Source organism: Bacillus canaveralius (assembly GCF_002860125.1).
In the GTDB taxonomy this organism is placed as follows: domain Bacteria; phylum Bacillota; class Bacilli; order Bacillales; family Cytobacillaceae; genus Bacillus_BJ; species Bacillus_BJ canaveralius.
Genome location: NZ_PGVA01000055.1, coordinates 40,695 through 56,754, shown reverse-complemented (window position 1 = coordinate 56,754; position 16,060 = coordinate 40,695). Strand labels below are relative to the sequence as shown.

At 41.1% G+C, this 16,060-nt stretch carries 17 protein-coding genes; 16 read left to right on the top strand and 1 reads right to left on the bottom strand.

Annotated elements, in window-relative coordinates; genetic code table 11:
* Positions 1 to 511: 511 nt before the first annotated feature.
* The 11 genes from CU635_RS19070 (at position 512) to rsmI (ending at position 8,476) form a co-directional block, all read left to right on the top strand.
* Complete coding sequence (locus tag CU635_RS19070) at positions 512 to 730, top strand: sigma factor G inhibitor Gin (RefSeq protein WP_373270837.1); 219 nt, start codon at positions 512 to 514, stop codon at positions 728 to 730.
* A gap of 186 nt (positions 731 to 916) precedes the next feature.
* Complete coding sequence (locus CU635_RS19065; RefSeq protein ID WP_101578967.1) at positions 917 to 2,371, top strand: aminotransferase class I/II-fold pyridoxal phosphate-dependent enzyme; 1,455 nt, start codon at positions 917 to 919, stop codon at positions 2,369 to 2,371.
* Between the two features lie 3 nt (positions 2,372 to 2,374).
* Complete coding sequence (gene tmk / locus CU635_RS19060; RefSeq protein WP_101578966.1) at positions 2,375 to 3,013, top strand: dTMP kinase; 639 nt, start codon at positions 2,375 to 2,377, stop codon at positions 3,011 to 3,013.
* Between the two features lie 226 nt (positions 3,014 to 3,239).
* Positions 3,240 to 3,569 carry a cyclic-di-AMP receptor gene (locus tag CU635_RS19055; protein ID WP_101578965.1) on the top strand — a complete coding sequence of 110 codons (330 nt, stop codon included), beginning with the start codon at positions 3,240 to 3,242 and terminating at the stop codon, positions 3,567 to 3,569.
* A 22-nt stretch (positions 3,570 to 3,591) separates the two neighbouring features.
* On the top strand, positions 3,592 to 4,032 hold the full coding sequence (locus CU635_RS19050) for a YaaR family protein (protein ID WP_101578964.1): 441 nt from the start codon (positions 3,592 to 3,594) through the stop codon (positions 4,030 to 4,032).
* A 13-nt stretch (positions 4,033 to 4,045) separates the two neighbouring features.
* Positions 4,046 to 5,053, top strand: coding sequence for a DNA polymerase III subunit delta' (holB, locus tag CU635_RS19045; protein WP_101578963.1), 1,008 nt, complete (start codon positions 4,046 to 4,048; stop codon positions 5,051 to 5,053).
* Complete coding sequence (locus CU635_RS19040; RefSeq protein WP_101578962.1) at positions 5,046 to 5,873, top strand: PSP1 domain-containing protein; 828 nt, start codon at positions 5,046 to 5,048, stop codon at positions 5,871 to 5,873. The genes holB and CU635_RS19040 overlap by 8 nt, the downstream gene beginning before the upstream one ends.
* A gap of 267 nt (positions 5,874 to 6,140) precedes the next feature.
* Positions 6,141 to 6,515 carry a DNA replication initiation control protein YabA gene (gene yabA / locus CU635_RS19035; RefSeq protein WP_101578961.1) on the top strand — a complete coding sequence of 125 codons (375 nt, stop codon included), beginning with the start codon at positions 6,141 to 6,143 and terminating at the stop codon, positions 6,513 to 6,515.
* Positions 6,516 to 6,608: 93 nt separating this feature from the next.
* A complete protein-coding gene (locus CU635_RS19030; RefSeq protein WP_101578960.1) occupies positions 6,609 to 7,349 on the top strand; it encodes a tRNA1(Val) (adenine(37)-N6)-methyltransferase in 741 nt (246 codons plus the stop codon).
* Positions 7,339 to 7,632, top strand: coding sequence for a GIY-YIG nuclease family protein (locus tag CU635_RS19025; RefSeq protein WP_101578959.1), 294 nt, complete (start codon positions 7,339 to 7,341; stop codon positions 7,630 to 7,632). Before CU635_RS19030 ends, CU635_RS19025 begins: the two co-directional genes overlap by 11 nt.
* Entirely contained in the window at positions 7,604 to 8,476 is an 873-nt protein-coding gene (rsmI, locus tag CU635_RS19020) for a 16S rRNA (cytidine(1402)-2'-O)-methyltransferase (protein WP_101578958.1), read from the top strand. Before CU635_RS19025 ends, rsmI begins: the two co-directional genes overlap by 29 nt.
* A 41-nt stretch (positions 8,477 to 8,517) precedes the next feature.
* On the opposite strand, the gene CU635_RS19015 is transcribed toward rsmI, so the two are convergent.
* Positions 8,518 to 8,808, bottom strand: coding sequence for a transition state genes transcriptional regulator AbrB (locus tag CU635_RS19015; protein WP_180955677.1), 291 nt, complete (start codon positions 8,806 to 8,808; stop codon positions 8,518 to 8,520).
* 689 nt (positions 8,809 to 9,497) lie between these two features.
* On the opposite strand from CU635_RS19015, the gene metG reads away from it, so the two are divergent.
* The 5 genes from metG (at position 9,498) to rsmA (ending at position 15,895) form a co-directional block, all read left to right on the top strand.
* Complete coding sequence (gene metG / locus CU635_RS19010) at positions 9,498 to 11,450, top strand: methionine--tRNA ligase (RefSeq protein ID WP_101578956.1); 1,953 nt, start codon at positions 9,498 to 9,500, stop codon at positions 11,448 to 11,450.
* Between the two features lie 202 nt (positions 11,451 to 11,652).
* Positions 11,653 to 12,420, top strand: a complete 768-nt coding sequence (locus CU635_RS19005; protein ID WP_101578955.1) for a TatD family hydrolase — start codon at positions 11,653 to 11,655, stop codon at positions 12,418 to 12,420.
* Positions 12,421 to 12,663: 243 nt separating this feature from the next.
* Entirely contained in the window at positions 12,664 to 13,857 is a 1,194-nt protein-coding gene (locus tag CU635_RS19000; protein ID WP_101578954.1) for a resuscitation-promoting factor, read from the top strand.
* Positions 13,858 to 14,463: 606 nt separating this feature from the next.
* Positions 14,464 to 15,024 (top strand): ribonuclease M5, encoded by a 561-nt coding sequence (rnmV, locus tag CU635_RS18995; RefSeq protein WP_101578953.1) that lies wholly within the window; start codon positions 14,464 to 14,466, stop codon positions 15,022 to 15,024.
* Positions 15,017 to 15,895: a 16S rRNA (adenine(1518)-N(6)/adenine(1519)-N(6))-dimethyltransferase RsmA gene (gene rsmA, locus CU635_RS18990; RefSeq protein ID WP_101578952.1), complete on the top strand. Its 879-nt coding sequence runs from the start codon at positions 15,017 to 15,019 to the stop codon at positions 15,893 to 15,895. Before rnmV ends, rsmA begins: the two co-directional genes overlap by 8 nt.
* Positions 15,896 to 16,060 lie beyond the last annotated feature (165 nt).

Below are 16,060 nucleotides of genomic sequence, written 5' to 3'. Positions count from 1 at the left end.
GGAACACCCTGAAACCCGAGGACAAGAAGACAATATCTAATTCCTGTTTTCTACTCTACATTAGATACGGAGAAACCATCCGACACACCGTTTCGCTTAATTAATTACGATTATCGCTTAATTCCTGGATTTTCCGCTTAATTAAGCCAAGATTCCGCTTAATTCCTCCGTACTTTCGCGCGAATCACCGGAATTTCCGCTTAATTCTTTTTTATCACTCAATAAATTGTTAGGATTTTCTAATACAATGCCTGGATTTTCTGATTTCTTTAATTCATTCGCAAAAACGCCCAAGTTCGGGAAGTAAGTAACAGTATTTATAAGTACGTCAAAACTAGTTCATGGCAAGATTCAGGGAAAAACTCATCTCCGGCCTGTTATTATTATATTCTGAACGAAGCCGATATGTAGTATAGACATACACTTAATTAGCATGTAATACATACAATGGAGCACTGAGGAATATTCGAAAAATTGTATACAAATACAGTTGTTTGGTGAGAATAGGGGTGTGGAGGTGGAGGTATTGAACAATTTGTTAGCGAAGAAACAGACGGGGAAAACATGTGTCGTTTGCGAACAAATAAAATGGAAGGGCATACATCTATACACTTCTTTTATATGTATTGATTGTGAACATGATCTTATTATTACGGATACGGATGATCCTAAATATAAGTACTTTTTGAAACAGTTAAAAAAGATAACTAAACCTGAAATTCATTCATGAAGGCTTCCGAAACGGAGGCTTTCTTTTTTGCCATTTCCATGATGAGGCGTTTGTGCGCCATTTCTTGTGCAGCAAATCTAAACAGAGACAAACGGGTGCGCTCGGGATGTATTATTAAAAAAGGAGCAGCCGAAGGTTTATTTTGATAAAATAGATAAGAATCCTGAATAAGAAATCGGTGATAACATGGATCAAAAAGAAACGCCTTTATTAGAGGCTTTAGTTCGCCATAGTGAAAAGAAGCCGATTTCGTTGCATGTCCCTGGCCATAAGTATGGTTCGTTATTTCCTATAGAAAAAGATTTTGGCTTTGCGAAATTTTTACAGCTTGATGCGACGGAATTGACAGGATTGGATGATCTTCATTCGCCTGAGGGAGTCATTTTGGCGGCAGAAAGGCTCCTGGCTGAATTATACGGTGTCAAAGAGAGCTTTTTTTTAGTTAATGGATCGACGGGCGGCAATCTCGCGATGATATTGGCTGCGATTAAAGAGGACGACATTGTCCTTGTGCAGAGAAATTGCCATAAATCGATTTTAAATGGAATCGAGCTTGCTGGGGGAAATCCCGTGTTTTTAGGGCCGATGCTGGACGAGGAATGGCAGGTTGCCGGAGGAGTATCAATCGAAACTGTAGAAGAGGCCATCTATTTGTATCCGCATGCTAAAGCTATTATCGTCACATATCCAAACTATTACGGTCTTACTTATGACTTAAAAAGTATTATAAATGTGGCTCACCAGCATGATATACCAGTACTTGTTGATGAGGCACACGGTGCTCATTTTATCGTGGGCCGTCCCTTTCCGTTGTCCGCAGTTGAGTTGGGGGCGGATATCACCGTCCAGTCGGCGCACAAGACGCTGCCGGCAATGACAATGGGCTCGTTTTTGCATTTTAATAGTCAACTGTTATCGGTGGACACTTTAAAATATTATTTGCGAGTTATCCAATCGAGCAGCCCTTCTTATCCGATTTTGGCTTCTTTAGACGTAGCCAGGAGCTATTTGGCTTCTTTCAATCAGTATGACCTTGATTACACGGAGAAGGCCGTGAGACTTTTTAAGCAGGAATTATCAAACATAGAAGGGGTAAAGGTATTGGAGAGCGGCAATGGCGATTTATTAAAATTAACGTTGCAATCAACATGTACCCTGAATGGATTTGATATACAGAAGCGGATGGAGCAGGAAGGTGTATTTGTCGAGCTGGCAGATCCGAATAATGTTCTTTTTGTTCTTCCATTATTAAAACAAGATCAGGAATATCCATTTGCACTGGTTATTGATAAACTGACGAGAGCGCTGAAAAATGAATTCGATCAGGTAAATGAACAAAGGGATGTTTTTTTTAAGAAGAAGCCTGTTTCACCGCTCCTTTTAAGTGGAAAACAGGCAAAAAACTTAGAAATAGAAGAACTGCATTTTAGTGAAGCAGCCGGGCAAATCTGTGCTGAAATGATCGTGCCTTATCCTCCAGGCATTCCTTTACTATATCCTGGAGAATTAATTGATCAAGCAGATCTGGAAAGCCTTAACCTCCTTCTCAAAAGTGGAGCGCGGTTCCAAGGGGGAGAGGCTTTGCTGGAAAGAAAAATAAAGGTATACAAAATACAGAAAGAGTTCTCATCTGGGGGTTAAAGAATGAAAAAAGGAATCTTTATTTCGGTTGAAGGTCCAGAAGGGGCTGGCAAGACGACTGTGCTCAGCCTGCTTGCAAAGGAGCTTGAAACGGAAGGCCATAAAGTCATGATGACGAGGGAACCGGGCGGGATTGATATCGCTGAACAGATTCGCAAGGTAATCCTTAATACACATAATACAGCTATGGACCCTCGGACAGAGGCGTTATTATACGCCGCTGCAAGAAGGCAGCATCTCGTTGAAAAAGTGAAACCTGCTCTCGAAGATGGTGCTGTTGTATTGTGTGACCGCTTCATCGATAGCTCGCTCGCTTACCAGGGCTACGCACGAGGACTTGGAATTGATGAAGTATTATCGATTAACCAGTTTGCTATTGAGCAAATGATGCCTTCTGTAACCCTATACTTTGATATTGATCCGGAAGAAGGTTTGGGACGAATCAGCAAAAATGCGGGCAGGGAAGTAAACCGGCTCGATTTGGAAACGATTGAGTTCCATTATAAAGTAAGGGAAGGTTATTATATTTTAATGAAAAGATTCCCTGAAAGAATACACAGAATCGATGCTTCCCAGCCTATTCAAAACGTGTATGAGCAATCAGCAGAAAAAATAAAAAAAACCATCGATAAACCAGTGTGAATTTTTACAGGTTACATATGGAAATAATGAGGGACAGGCATAAAGTTACATTGGTCCAATTTTGCTCAATTAAAAATTTTCAAGCAGATTTAAGAGTGGAATTCCTATTTTTGTAAAAAGAAGGCTATCAGCAATCGAAATACCTGCTATAATAAGAATAAATGGATTTTCGGAAAAAAATTTGGAAACAAGCCAAACGCTTTTTCCTATTAAGGAGGATGAAAAAATGAAGTTAATCATTGCAGTTGTTCAGGACCAGGATAGCAATCGTTTATCAACAGCTTTAATGGCAAATAATTTCCGGGCTACAAAACTCGCTACAACAGGCGGCTTTTTAAAATCAGGAAATACGACTTTCATGGTCGGTACCGACGATATTCGAGTGGACCGCGCTCTGCAAATCATCAAGGAAAACTGTAAATCAAGAGACCAGCTGGTTGCACCTGTCTCACCGATGGGCGGTAATGCAGATTCGTATGTTCCATACCCGGTAGAAGTTGAAGTAGGCGGGGCAACCGTGTTTGTTCTTCCAGTCGATCAATTTCTCCAATTTTAAGGAAACATCCGGAGGTTTCATTATGAAAATTAACCAAGATATGCGGTTAAATCTCGATAAAGGCCGCCATGAGCAGAAACAGCAAAATGTTGTCGGGATAAAATTCAACGAATACGTTCAAAAGCAAGATCAAAAGATGCAAGTGACACAGCTCCAGCAGCTGATGGGTGATATCGACCAGGCAGGCGACCGGCTGGCCCGGTCACGGACATTTAAGGACTTAGCCAAGTTTAAAGCGCTTGTGAAACGATTTGTTAAGGAAACAGTCGATTTCGGGATGGAACTCAAGCAATCCCACAGTTGGAATCAATTTGGACAGGGCCGTTCCTTAAAAATTGTTGACACGATTGATGACAAGCTAGTCGAACTAACAGACAATGTCATGAAGCAAGAAGAAACATCAATTGATATTTTAGGGAAGATCGGGGAAATCAAAGGACTTCTCATTAATTTATACACGTAAGAGAGTGATTGGATTGGCTAGGACATGGGAGCAATTAGAGGAAATACAGCCGACAGTGTTAAAAATGGTTCAAAACAGCCTGGTAAAGGACCGTGTGGCGCATGCTTATTTATTTGAGGGTGCAAGAGGTACGGGAAAGAAGGACGCAGGCCTGCTTCTGGCGAAAAGCCTTTTTTGCCAAAATCCAGCGAACGGTTATGAACCTTGTGAAAGCTGTTTAAATTGTAAGAGGATTAACAGCGGAAACCATCCTGATATTCATGTAGTTGAGCCTGATGGCCTTTCCATCAAAAAAAGCCAAATTCAAGCACTGCAAGAAGAATTCTCAAAAACGGGCGTGGAATCGAAACGAAAGCTATATTTGATTGTTCATGCTGATCGAATGACTGTAAATGCAGCGAACAGTCTCCTGAAGTTTTTGGAGGAGCCTCATGCTCAAACGTTTGCGATCTTAATCACTGAACAAGCCCAGCAAATATTGCCGACGATTCTCTCTAGGTGCCAAATTATTACATTTAAGCCTTTACCTCCAGAAAAAATGGCGAGCCAGCTTGTTGAAAATGGCGTAACAGCGAGCATGGCGCCGCTGCTTTCCCAGCTGACAAATAATTTAACTGAAGCATTGGAGCTTAGCAATGACGATTGGTTTGCACAAGCTCAAAAAATAGTGTTAAAATTATATGAAGTGCTTAAAAAGAATCCCCTTGAAGCAATGGTCAACCTTCAGGAGAATTGGTTTCTGCACTTTAAAGAGAAAGATCAGCTTGATCGTGGTTTAGATTTACTACTTCTTGTGTTTAAGGATTTATTATATATCCAGATCGGAAAGCAGGAGCAGATTGTTTATACAAGCGAAAAATCACGCTTGGAGCAATATGCTTTGCAAACATCGGGACGGCGTCTAATCGAACAGATGACGGCCATTTTAGAAGCAAAAAGAAAGCTGCATGCAAATATGAATCCGCAGCTGTTAATGGAACAGCTTGTGTTAAAATTGCAGGAGGGATCTTCATTTGTATGATGTAGTAGGTGTACGCTTTAAAAAAGCTGGCAAAATATATTATTTTGATCCCGGGGAGCTCTCAATTCAAAAAGGGGACTTCGTTATTGTAGAAACGGTTCGGGGTGTAGAGTACGGGAAAGTAGTGATCGCCCGTAAGCAGGTTGAACAAAATGATGTAGTCCTCCCTCTTAAAAAAGTCTTGAGAATTGCAGATCACAAGGATCGGTTGATTGTCGAAGAGAACAAACAGGCAGCAAAGGAATCATATGATATTTGCTGTGAGAAAGTAAATGAACATCAATTAGATATGAAGCTTGTAGATGTGGAATATACATTTGACCGGAATAAAGTTATATTCTACTTTACAGCGGATGGACGAGTTGATTTTCGAGAGCTAGTCAAGGATTTAGCAGCGATCTTTCGGACTAGAATTGAATTGCGCCAAATCGGTGTTCGGGATGAAGCGAAAATGCTGGGCGGAATTGGCCCGTGCGGAAGAATGCTTTGCTGTTCAACGTTTTTAGGAGATTTTGATCCGGTTTCGATTAAAATGGCGAAAGACCAAAATTTATCGTTAAACCCTACCAAGATTTCCGGTTTATGCGGTCGTCTTATGTGTTGTTTAAAATATGAAAATGATGAGTATGAATTAGCAAAAGAACAGCTTCCGGACTTGGGTGAGTTTATTAAAACCCCTAGTGGACGCGGCAAGGTTGTCGGTTTAAATATATTGGAACGCGTCCTGCAAGTGGAGTTATCTGAACCTGATCGCGTTCTGGAGTACACGCTGGATGAAATTTTAAAAGAAGGCGCTGTCTCGCTACAATCAACAGATTAGTAAGAGGAACAAGCGGCTTCAGGCTTGTTCATAGGTACCCGAGCATTGGAAGCCACAATAGGAACGAGGCTGTTTTTTTAGCCGCAACAAACAAGGCAACACGACAAACATCTTCGAATGACCATCATGGAGCCTTGCAACGGGACGAACATAGTTTCTTCGACTTTGCTATGCTGCAGAAGCATTTTATACTTTGAAGGATGCTTCTGTGACTGGTTTATGACCTTAGGAAGCTAGGAGCCGTAGCTGGACAATGAGGTGGAACGCGTGGATAAAAAAGAAATTTTTGATTCAGTTACAAATATGGAAACTCAGATCGGCCAGTTGTACCGCCAGCTTGGGGAGCTTAAAGTCCATCTTGCGGAAATACTGGAAGAGAATAATTCTTTAAAAATTGAGAATGACCATTTAAGGCTCCGTCTGGAGAAAACTACAGAAAAAGAGCAGCAAAATGTCGGCAAGGGAAAAGAGGGTGACAGCCATTCGGAACAGGATGGCAAACATCCTCTTGATATTGGTGAAGGCTATGATAATCTTGCCCGCCTTTATCAGGAAGGGTTTCATATTTGCAATTTGCATTTTGGAAGCCCCCGTAAGGAAGGCGATTGCCTGTTTTGTTTATCTTTTTTAAATAAGAAATAAGCTCAGCCTTCCTTATTGCAGGAAGGCTGTTTTTCTCCTGTCATACAACAAAGATCTTTTACATAACAACAAATAGCTCTTGGAGGAACGACGATGGTAATGTTAAAAGATGACGAGAGGCTCGATTATCTTCTGGCAGAAAATTTGCGGATTATTCAGAGCCCGTCCGTATTTTCCTTTTCTTTGGATGCTGCTTTATTGGCAAGGTTTGCATACGTTCCGATCCAAAAAGGGAATCTTATCGACCTCTGCAGCGGGAATGGAGTAATTCCGTTATTTTTGAGTGCACGAACAAAAGGGAGAATTACCGGCGTGGAAATACAGGAACGATTGTATGATATGGCTGTGCGGAGCGTTCGCTATAATAGCCTCGAATCAAGAATCACGATGATACATGGCGATATTAAAGATATGCCAAAGCAGCTCGGCTATGGAAAGTTTGATGTCGTTACATGCAATCCACCTTACTTTCCGACACCATCGAACGCTGAAATCAATGAAAATGAACATTTGGCGATTGCCCGTCATGAAATCCTGTGTACCCTTGAAGACGCTGTGAGCGTTTCAAGCCAGCTGCTCAGGCAGGGAGGAAAGGCTGCTTTTGTTCATCGGCCCGGCAGGCTTCTTGATATAATAACATTAATGAGGCAATACAGGCTCGAGCCGAAGCGGATTCAACTTGTTCATCCGAAGCCTGGAAGTGAAGCGAATACTTTATTGATTGAAGCAACGAAAGACGGGAAACCAGATCTGAAAATCTTGGCGCCGTTATTTGTTTATAATGAGCGAAATGAATATACCCGAGAAGTGAGCGAACTTTTATATGGAGAATAACTGTCATTATTTTTATGTATTAACATGCAATGATGGAAGTTTTTATGGAGGATATACGAACAATTTAAAAAGAAGAGTGAAGCTTCATAATGAAGGGAAAGGGGCAAAATATACAAGAGGCAGAGGGCCGGTGACACTTATTTTTTACAAACAGTTCGCTAATAAAGGTGAGGCGTTGAAAGCCGAATATGATTTTAAAAAATTGCCGAGAAAAAAGAAGGAAGATTTCCTGCTTCAGGAAACAGGAGGGGCATATGTGGCAGCAAAAGAGCTTCCAGAATGAAGAAAGCAAAGGAATCCTGTATCTCGTTCCAACTCCAATCGGGAACCTGGAGGATATGAGTTTTCGGGCAGTTAGAATCCTGAAAGAAATGGATTTCATCGCTGCAGAAGACACGCGAAACACGAAAAAACTATGCCATTACTTTGAAATTGATACTCCATTGATGAGCCACCATGAACATAATAAAGATGTCAGTGGAGAGAAAATTGTGAAACTGCTCAAAAATGGAGCAAAAATTGCCCTCGTCAGTGATGCAGGAATGCCGGCTATTTCGGATCCCGGATATGAACTGGTGAAAAAGGCAACAGAGGAACAGCTTACGGTTGTCTCCCTTCCCGGTGCTAATGCTGCCTTAACAGCCCTGATTGCATCGGGCTTAGCGACTCAGCCATTTTATTTTTATGGCTTTCTGAGCAGGCATAAAAAGGAGAAAAGAAAAGAACTGGAAGAGCTGGGTAAGCAAACAGCTACACTTCTTATCTATGAAGCGCCCCATCGATTAAAAGATACATTACAACTAATGGCAGAAGTCCTTGGCGAGAGAAAGATTGTTCTTTGCAGGGAACTAACGAAAAAATATGAAGAACTGATAAGGGGCACAATCGCTGAAGCGATGGACTGGGCAAACCGTGAAGAAGTAAGGGGTGAGTTTTGCCTTGTGGTTGAAGGCGGATCCGAATCCGCTTCGGATCAACAACTGTGGTGGGATCGCTTAACCATTAAGGAACATATTGAGCATTACATTTCGGAAGGAATGGCTCCGAAAGATGCGATTAAGCAAACAGCGAAGGACAGAAATATTCAGAAACGCGATGTATATCATGTCTATCATATCGAATCATAATAAAAAGAGCTTCTCCATTTATTTGGAGAAGCTTTTGATTATTACTTGGAAAGTTCAAAAGAACTTTGGATTTCTTTTAATAACTGCTCAGCGCCATCACGGCTAAGGATTAATTTTCCGCCTGCAAGAGTTACGTTATCATCGGAAACTTCACCAGTAACATGGCAAGTCATGTTAGGCTTGTACTTTTTCAAGATGATTTTTTCATCATCTACGTAAATCTCTAGAGCATCCTTTTCAGCAATACCGAGCGTACGTCTTAATTCAATCGGAATCACCACACGACCTAATTCATCAACTTTACGAACAATACCTGTAGATTTCATCTTAATTAATCTCCTCTCAACCTTTATCTCTATTTTTATTGGAATTCGTCATAATTCGACAAATTCTTTATTTAATATAATAATACCAGCCTTTCCCATAAACGTCAATTATTTTATTTATAATTCCGAGTGTAATTTTACAACATTTTATAAAAACCTTGATATAAAAAGGTTGTTAACGGTTAAAATTATAAAAAATATAAAAAAAAAATCCTGTAATAAGTAAAATTTATTTATGGCATTTTATCAAAAAAGCTTTAAAGTGTATAATATTTATACTTTTTTCGACAAAAATCTACAAAAATCCGCTTTTCAGACGGCAAGATACAAAAAACTAATGTCATTATATTCCCTCCAGGACGGCTGGTTAAACCTCTAGTCTAAAAAAATATTATTTTTAATAAAAACCAGCGTTATCCATAAAATTTTACATCACATGCTTTGTTGCTTGTAAAGCTCCTTAATTGGTTGCACATTTTCACATTTTTAGGTATATTTTGAGGATATAAGCGGTTATGATGTCTCTAGGCGGACTAGAACATCAGATGGTTGTTAACTTCGCTAAAAAACAGGATAAAACAGCTCAATCAAGGCAGGATATTTAGAGATCTCGTCCCATTGGGCGGGATTTTTTCCTTAGCTGTTCAGGATAGGTTTCATTTATAGTGCTTTTTTAAATAAGGAGGGAATATCCGATGCAGGAAAAATTGAATACATTTTATATTACTACTCCCATTTATTATCCAAGTGGCAATCTCCATATCGGTCATGCCTATACGACAGTTGCGGGCGATGCAATGGCCCGTTATAAACGGCTGCGCGGTTATGACGTGATGTATTTAACCGGAACTGACGAACACGGACAAAAAATTCAGCGTAAAGCTGGGGAAAGAGGGATTACTCCTCAAACATACGTGGACGAAATCGTCGATGGAATCCAGGAGCTTTGGGGCAAACTCGAAATCTCTTACGATGACTTCATCCGTACAACCCAGGATCGCCATAAACAAACGGTGGAAAAGATTTTTGCCAGGCTGGTTGAGCAGGGCGATATTTATTTAGATGAATATGAAGGCTGGTATTGCACGCCTTGTGAATCCTTTTATACGGACAGGCAGCTTGAGAATGGTAACTGTCCCGATTGCGGCCGTCCTGTCGAAAAGGTAAAAGAAGCTTCTTATTTCTTTAAAATGAGTAAATATGCGGATCGGCTCCTCAAATATTACGAAGAAAACCCCGACTTCATCCAGCCGGAATCACGAAAAAATGAAATGATTAATAACTTTATTAAACCTGGTTTGGAAGATTTGGCTGTATCACGAACTACCTTTGATTGGGGCGTAAAGGTACCTGGTGATCCGAAGCATGTTATCTATGTATGGATTGATGCCCTGTCCAATTACATTACTGCGCTTGGCTATGGGACTGAGAATGATGCAAAGTATTTAAATTATTGGCCTGCCGATGTCCATTTAGTTGGCAAAGAGATTGTCAGGTTCCATACAATTTATTGGCCGATCATGTTAATGGCGCTTGATATCCCTCTTCCAAAAAAGGTCTTTGCCCATGGCTGGTTATTAATGAAGGATGGAAAGATGTCCAAATCGAAAGGAAATGTCGTCGACCCTGTTACCTTAATCGATCGCTATGGCCTTGATGCACTCCGTTATTATCTGCTTAGAGAAGTACCTTTTGGGGCGGATGGAGTGTTTACTCCGGAAGGATTTGTGGAGCGAATCAATTTTGATTTGGCGAATGACCTTGGAAATCTCTTAAACCGTACGATTGCGATGATTGAAAAATATTTTGACGGGATTATTCCTTCATATAAAGGTTCCAACGGCGAATTTGACCGGTTGTTGCTCGACGCCAACGTCGATGTGATCGGTAAATATGAAGAAGCAATGGAAAAAATGGAGTTTTCAGTGGCCTTGAGTACAGTTTGGCAGCTTGTCAGCAGAACAAATAAATATATTGATGAAACGCAGCCGTGGGTGTTGGCTAAATCAGAACAGGGCCGGGAACAATTGGCGAGTGTGATGATTCATTTAGCAGAGTCGCTACGCCGGATTGGGATTTTATTAAAGCCATTTTTAACCCGTACACCTGAACGGATTTTTGAGCAACTGAATGTTAACGAAGAAACACTGACTTCCTGGGACAGCCTTGAATCATTTGGCCAAATTCCCGAGGGCACTGCGATAAGAAAAGGGGAGCCTTTATTTCCTCGGCTGGAAATACAAGAGGAGGTCGAGTTTATTAAAGAACAAATGCAAGCCCCATCTGTAACAGCCGAAACTAAGCCTGAAGAAAAGCCGGAGACGGAAGAAATAACGATTGATGATTTTATGAAGGTGGATTTGCGGGTAGCAGAGGTCATTCATGCAGAGCCTGTGAAGAAAACGGATAAGCTTTTAAAGCTCCAGCTTGATTTAGGCTATGAAAAACGCCAGGTTGTTTCCGGGATTGCAAAGTATTATACTGCAGAGGAAATCATCGGCCGAAAAGTCATTTGTGTGACGAATTTAAAACCGGTCAAGCTTCGCGGTGAGCTTTCAGAAGGAATGATTTTAGCTGGAGGAAAAGACGGAGAACTATCCTTGGCTACTGTTGACCAGACTCTCCCGAACGGATCACAGGTAAAATAAAAAAGAATAAAACATAGAATTGTTTCACATGTTACAGCTACAAGGAAACAGTTCTATGTTTTTTATTCTAATATAATAAATTTCATCAATTTAGGCGTCTATATCTTTATATATTCATTACATAAAGTTATTGAATGGATAGTTTTTTAAATTTAATAATTGTAATCAAAAAATAAAATTCTAGTTTAAAGGAGTTTTTAGATTGCTTTTTGACACACATGCCCATTTAAATGCAGAACAGTTTAATGAAGATTTGCCGGAAGTTATTAACAGAGCACTCGAAGCTGGTGTCACAAATATTGTTGTGGTCGGGTTTGACAAACCAACCATCACAAAGGCAATTGAACTTGCTGAAACATATGAGTTTATTCATGCAAGTGTTGGCTGGCATCCGGTTGATGCGATTGATATGACTGCGGAAGATTTACAGTGGCTTGAAGAGCTCGCAGCACACCCAAAGGTTGTGGCGCTTGGAGAAATGGGTCTCGATTATCATTGGGATAAATCGCCTAAAGAGATCCAGAAAGAGGTTTTTCGCAAGCAAATCAGGCTGGCGAAAAAGGTAAAGCTGCCGATCGTTATCCATAACAGGGATGCGACTGCGGACACTGTACAAATCCTTAAGGAAGAGGGTGCAGAGGAAATAGGGGGGATCATGCATAGCTTCAGCGGGAGCGTTGAGATTGCTAAACAGTGTTTGGATATGAATTTTTATATTTCATTGGGTGGTCCCGTAACATTTAAAAATGCCAAAACGCCGAAAGAAGTAGCAGCGGCAATTCCGTTAGACCGTTTGTTAATTGAAACAGATTGTCCGTATTTAACGCCGCACCCATTTCGCGGAAAAAGAAATGAACCGGGTTATGTAAAATTGGTTGCTGAACAAATTGCTGAGATTAAAGGGCTGTCATTGCCGGAGTTTGCTGAGGCTGCAACGGCAAACGCAAAAAAAATATTCGGCATAAATTGATAAGCTTTTTTGTCGATACATGTGAAAGCTTGTCCTATTTTCTTACTATTCTAAAAAGTTCTACATATCTCCTTTCACTCATAGGATAACCATGTCGATAAGTCTTCCTTTCTTTTCCGAAATACATTTTGCATAATAAGAGGTGCGCCCTGAAGGAAAGGTATTTAGGTTGACAGAAGACGAGATAGTTTACTATAATCACTCCGAAGAGAAAAGGAGGCGTTTTTCATCGTAATTGAAACCATGAAAAACCTGTTTTCCAAGTCTTTGAGTAAAAAGAAGTTAGCCGTTATTTCAGCTAGTTTCGTAGTTTTTGCGGCAGCAACCGGATTCTTGTTTTATGAAACTACGAAGAAAACAGTAGCCCTGACGCTGAACGGCGAAGAAAAAGTCATCAAAACACACGCAGCTGAGATAAAAGATATATTCGATGAACTTAACATTGCAGTACGCTCAGAAGACTATGTGTTTCCAGTGGCAAACACAAAGGTTGAAAACAATATAAAAGTGGTTTGGGAACAGGCGAAGCAGGTTCAGATTGTGCAAGGTGAAGAAAACAAGACAGTTTGGACGACAGCCGCGACGGTTGGAGAGCTTTTAAAAGAACACCAGATTGTTTTAAGTGAGCATGATAAGGTTCTCCCAAAGCTTGACGAAAAGATTAAAAATGATCTTGAAATTTCCATTCAAAAAGCCTTTCCTTTAACGCTTATCGATGGAGGTAATAAACTGGAAGTCTGGTCCACTTCGACTACGGTCGCTGACTTTTTAGTGCAGCAAGGTATTCCACTGGCTGATTCAGACCGTGTTGAACCTAATCTAGAAGAGACAATCACAGAAAATGGCGTTGTCAACGTCATTCGAGTTGAAAAAGTCACCGATGTAGTGGAAGAACCAATTAGCTTTGCCATTGAAACAAAGAAAGATGGCAGCCTTGCTCAAGGTACCGAAAAAGTTATTACTGAAGGCGTAAACGGTCTAGTTGCGAAAGAATTTGAAGTGGTGAAAGAAAACGGACAGGAAATTTCCCGAAAATTAATCAGCGAGAAGAAGATTAAAGACAAACAGGATAAGGTCGTAGCCCTCGGAACGAAGATAATCGCCCAGCAAGTATCCCGCCAAGCAGCTCAGTCTGAACCATCTGCGGGCCGGGAGTTTTATGTAGACTCAACAGCATATACGGCCAGTTGCAATGGCTGTTCAGGCGTTACTGCAACCGGGGTTAACCTCAACGCAAACCCAAATGCCAAAGTAATCGCCGTGGACCCAAGTGTTATTCCGCTTGGTACAAAGGTTTATGTGGATGGCTATGGTTATGCTGTTGCTTCCGATACAGGCTCAGCAATTAAAGGCCATAAAATCGATGTCTTCTTTGCTGGAACATCCGAAGCCTATCGCTGGGGCAGAAAAAAAGTAAAGATCAAAATATTAGATTAGGCTTTGATGCAGGGGAGCAATCCTCTGCATTTTGCATTTTAATTAATTTTATTTATAATTGTTAAACAAGCGTAAATGAAGTTTTAGAATGACTTGATCCATGCATTTATGAGTAACACGATGGAGATTTCTTAAATTCTCCATTTCATTTTATGCTGCTTTCTTTTATATAGACGTTTAATGTTACAAAAATGTTTCAGGTTTTTTTCAAAAATAACAAAAAAAAATTAAAGTTTCAGTGCGGGTTAATACAATCGCGTCTGTAGAGGCGCTTGCGCTTTTCTAATTGTCTAGCTCCAGCGCCTAGCCCCTCGAGTCGCTTCGGTCCTGCCAATGAAGTCAAAAAACGACTTCACCGTCAGGCCGTCCGACGTACAGGACGTACTAGTGCCGACGTTGCCACAGGACGTGGCGATCTTAGTCGGCCAGCGCTTGTCGGGGCTGAGCAAGGCGCTTGCGCTTTTCTAATTGTCTAGTTCCAGCGCCTAGCCCCTCGAGTCGCTTCGGTCCTGCCAATGAAGTCAAAAAACGACTTCACCGTCAGGCCCTCCAGCGCTTGTCGGGGCTGAGCAAGGCGCTTGCGCTTTTCTGTATAATGGAGGAAAAATGAAGATTAAGGAAATTATTGTGGTCGAGGGAAAAGATGATACTACTGCGATTAGAAACGCTGTCGATGCCGATACAATCGAAACTAACGGTTCTGCCATTAATAAAGAAACGATCGAAAAAATTAAGTTGGCCCAAAAAGTCCGCGGTGTCATTGTGTTTACCGATCCTGACTTTCCAGGAGAGAAGATAAGAAAAACGATTGCCGATAATGTACCAGGATGCCGGCATGCTTTTCTCGAAAAATGCGATGCATTGCAAAAGCACGGCAAAGGAGTTGGCGTTGAGCATGCATCACCAGCTGCGATAAGAAAGGCATTAAATGCTGCCCATACAATGAACGGCGAGGTTAGAGAAGAAATAAGCCAGGATGATCTCATCTTAGCAGGTTTAATCGGCGGAGAAGGATCTAAAGAACGTAGAATCAAACTTGGAAAGCTGCTGAAAATTGGCTATACGAACGGTAAACAGCTTCATAAACGGCTAATGATGTTCCAAATTAGCCCGGAGGAGTTCGCCGCTGCGCTGGCAGCAATACGTCAGGAGGAACAACATGAATAAGGATATCGCAACCCCCTTAAGAACACGGGCCATTCTTGAGAAATACGGCTTCTCATTCAAAAAGAGTCTCGGTCAAAATTTTTTGATTGACACCAATATTTTAAAAAATATTGTCGATCATGCCGGATTGACTGACAATACAGGAGTGATCGAAATCGGTCCCGGCATTGGTGCATTGACAGAACAGCTTGCCAGAAACAGCAAAAAGGTAGTCGCCTTAGAAATAGATCAGCGGCTGCTTCCTATTTTGAAAGATACGCTCGGCCCCTATCCGAATACAAAAATAATCCATGGGGACGTTTTAAAAGCCGATGTTAGCAAAATAATTAATGAGGAATTTGCAGGTATTAACGATATTACGGTCGTTGCTAATTTACCGTATTATGTAACTACACCAATTATCATGAAGCTTCTTGAAGAACATCTTCCGATCAGGGGGATTGTCGTCATGCTTCAGAAAGAGGTTGCAGACCGGATATCTGCCAATCCTGGTTCTAAGGACTATGGATCTCTATCAATTGCTGTTCAGTATTATACAGAAGCAGAAACAGTGATGATCGTGCCCAAAACTGTTTTCGTACCACAGCCAAACGTCGATTCAGCGGTGATTCGTTTAACAAAACGGGATAAACCAGCTGTATCAGTGATTGAAGAAGAATTCTTTTTTTTAGTTACTAGAGCAAGTTTTGCACAAAGGCGAAAAACAATTTTAAATAATTTAACAAGCCAGCTGCCAAATGGAAAAGAGATGAAGGATGAAATTGTGGCCACTCTCCATGAAGCGGACATTGATCCCGGCCGAAGAGGAGAAACCCTTTCAATCGAAGAATTTGCGCACCTGAGCAACCTACTATATCCGCTTTTCCGCTAAGACCCTTAAGGGTCTTATTTATTTCGGCGTGATAAGCTCCAGCAAAGATGGTTTATCATATGCAGTAGGGTATATGCAGAAAGAACTTCCCTGAACTAAACGCATTTGTCCCCGCTGACTCCCGTAAACAGGCGTTATGAGCTCTATGTCAACCCAATCACAATG

Bases quoted from the DNA above. Each gene is read 5' to 3' on its own strand.
- CU635_RS19055 (WP_101578965.1), top strand. From the start codon at position 3,240: ATGAAGTTAATCATTGCAGTTGTTCAGGACCAGGATAGCAATCGTTTA.
- tmk (WP_101578966.1), top strand. From the start codon at position 2,375: ATGAAAAAAGGAATCTTTATTTCGGTTGAAGGTCCAGAAGGGGCTGGC.
- CU635_RS19050 (WP_101578964.1), top strand. From the start codon at position 3,592: ATGAAAATTAACCAAGATATGCGGTTAAATCTCGATAAAGGCCGCCAT.
- metG (WP_101578956.1), top strand. From the start codon at position 9,498: ATGCAGGAAAAATTGAATACATTTTATATTACTACTCCCATTTATTAT.
- rsmI (WP_101578958.1), top strand. From the start codon at position 7,604: ATGTGGCAGCAAAAGAGCTTCCAGAATGAAGAAAGCAAAGGAATCCTG.
- rsmA (WP_101578952.1), top strand. From the start codon at position 15,017: ATGAATAAGGATATCGCAACCCCCTTAAGAACACGGGCCATTCTTGAG.
- CU635_RS19065 (WP_101578967.1), top strand. From the start codon at position 917: ATGGATCAAAAAGAAACGCCTTTATTAGAGGCTTTAGTTCGCCATAGT.
- rnmV (WP_101578953.1), top strand. From the start codon at position 14,464: ATGAAGATTAAGGAAATTATTGTGGTCGAGGGAAAAGATGATACTACT.
- CU635_RS19025 (WP_101578959.1), top strand. From the start codon at position 7,339: ATGGAGAATAACTGTCATTATTTTTATGTATTAACATGCAATGATGGA.
- CU635_RS19000 (WP_101578954.1), top strand. From the start codon at position 12,664: ATGAAAAACCTGTTTTCCAAGTCTTTGAGTAAAAAGAAGTTAGCCGTT.
- CU635_RS19030 (WP_101578960.1), top strand. From the start codon at position 6,609: ATGGTAATGTTAAAAGATGACGAGAGGCTCGATTATCTTCTGGCAGAA.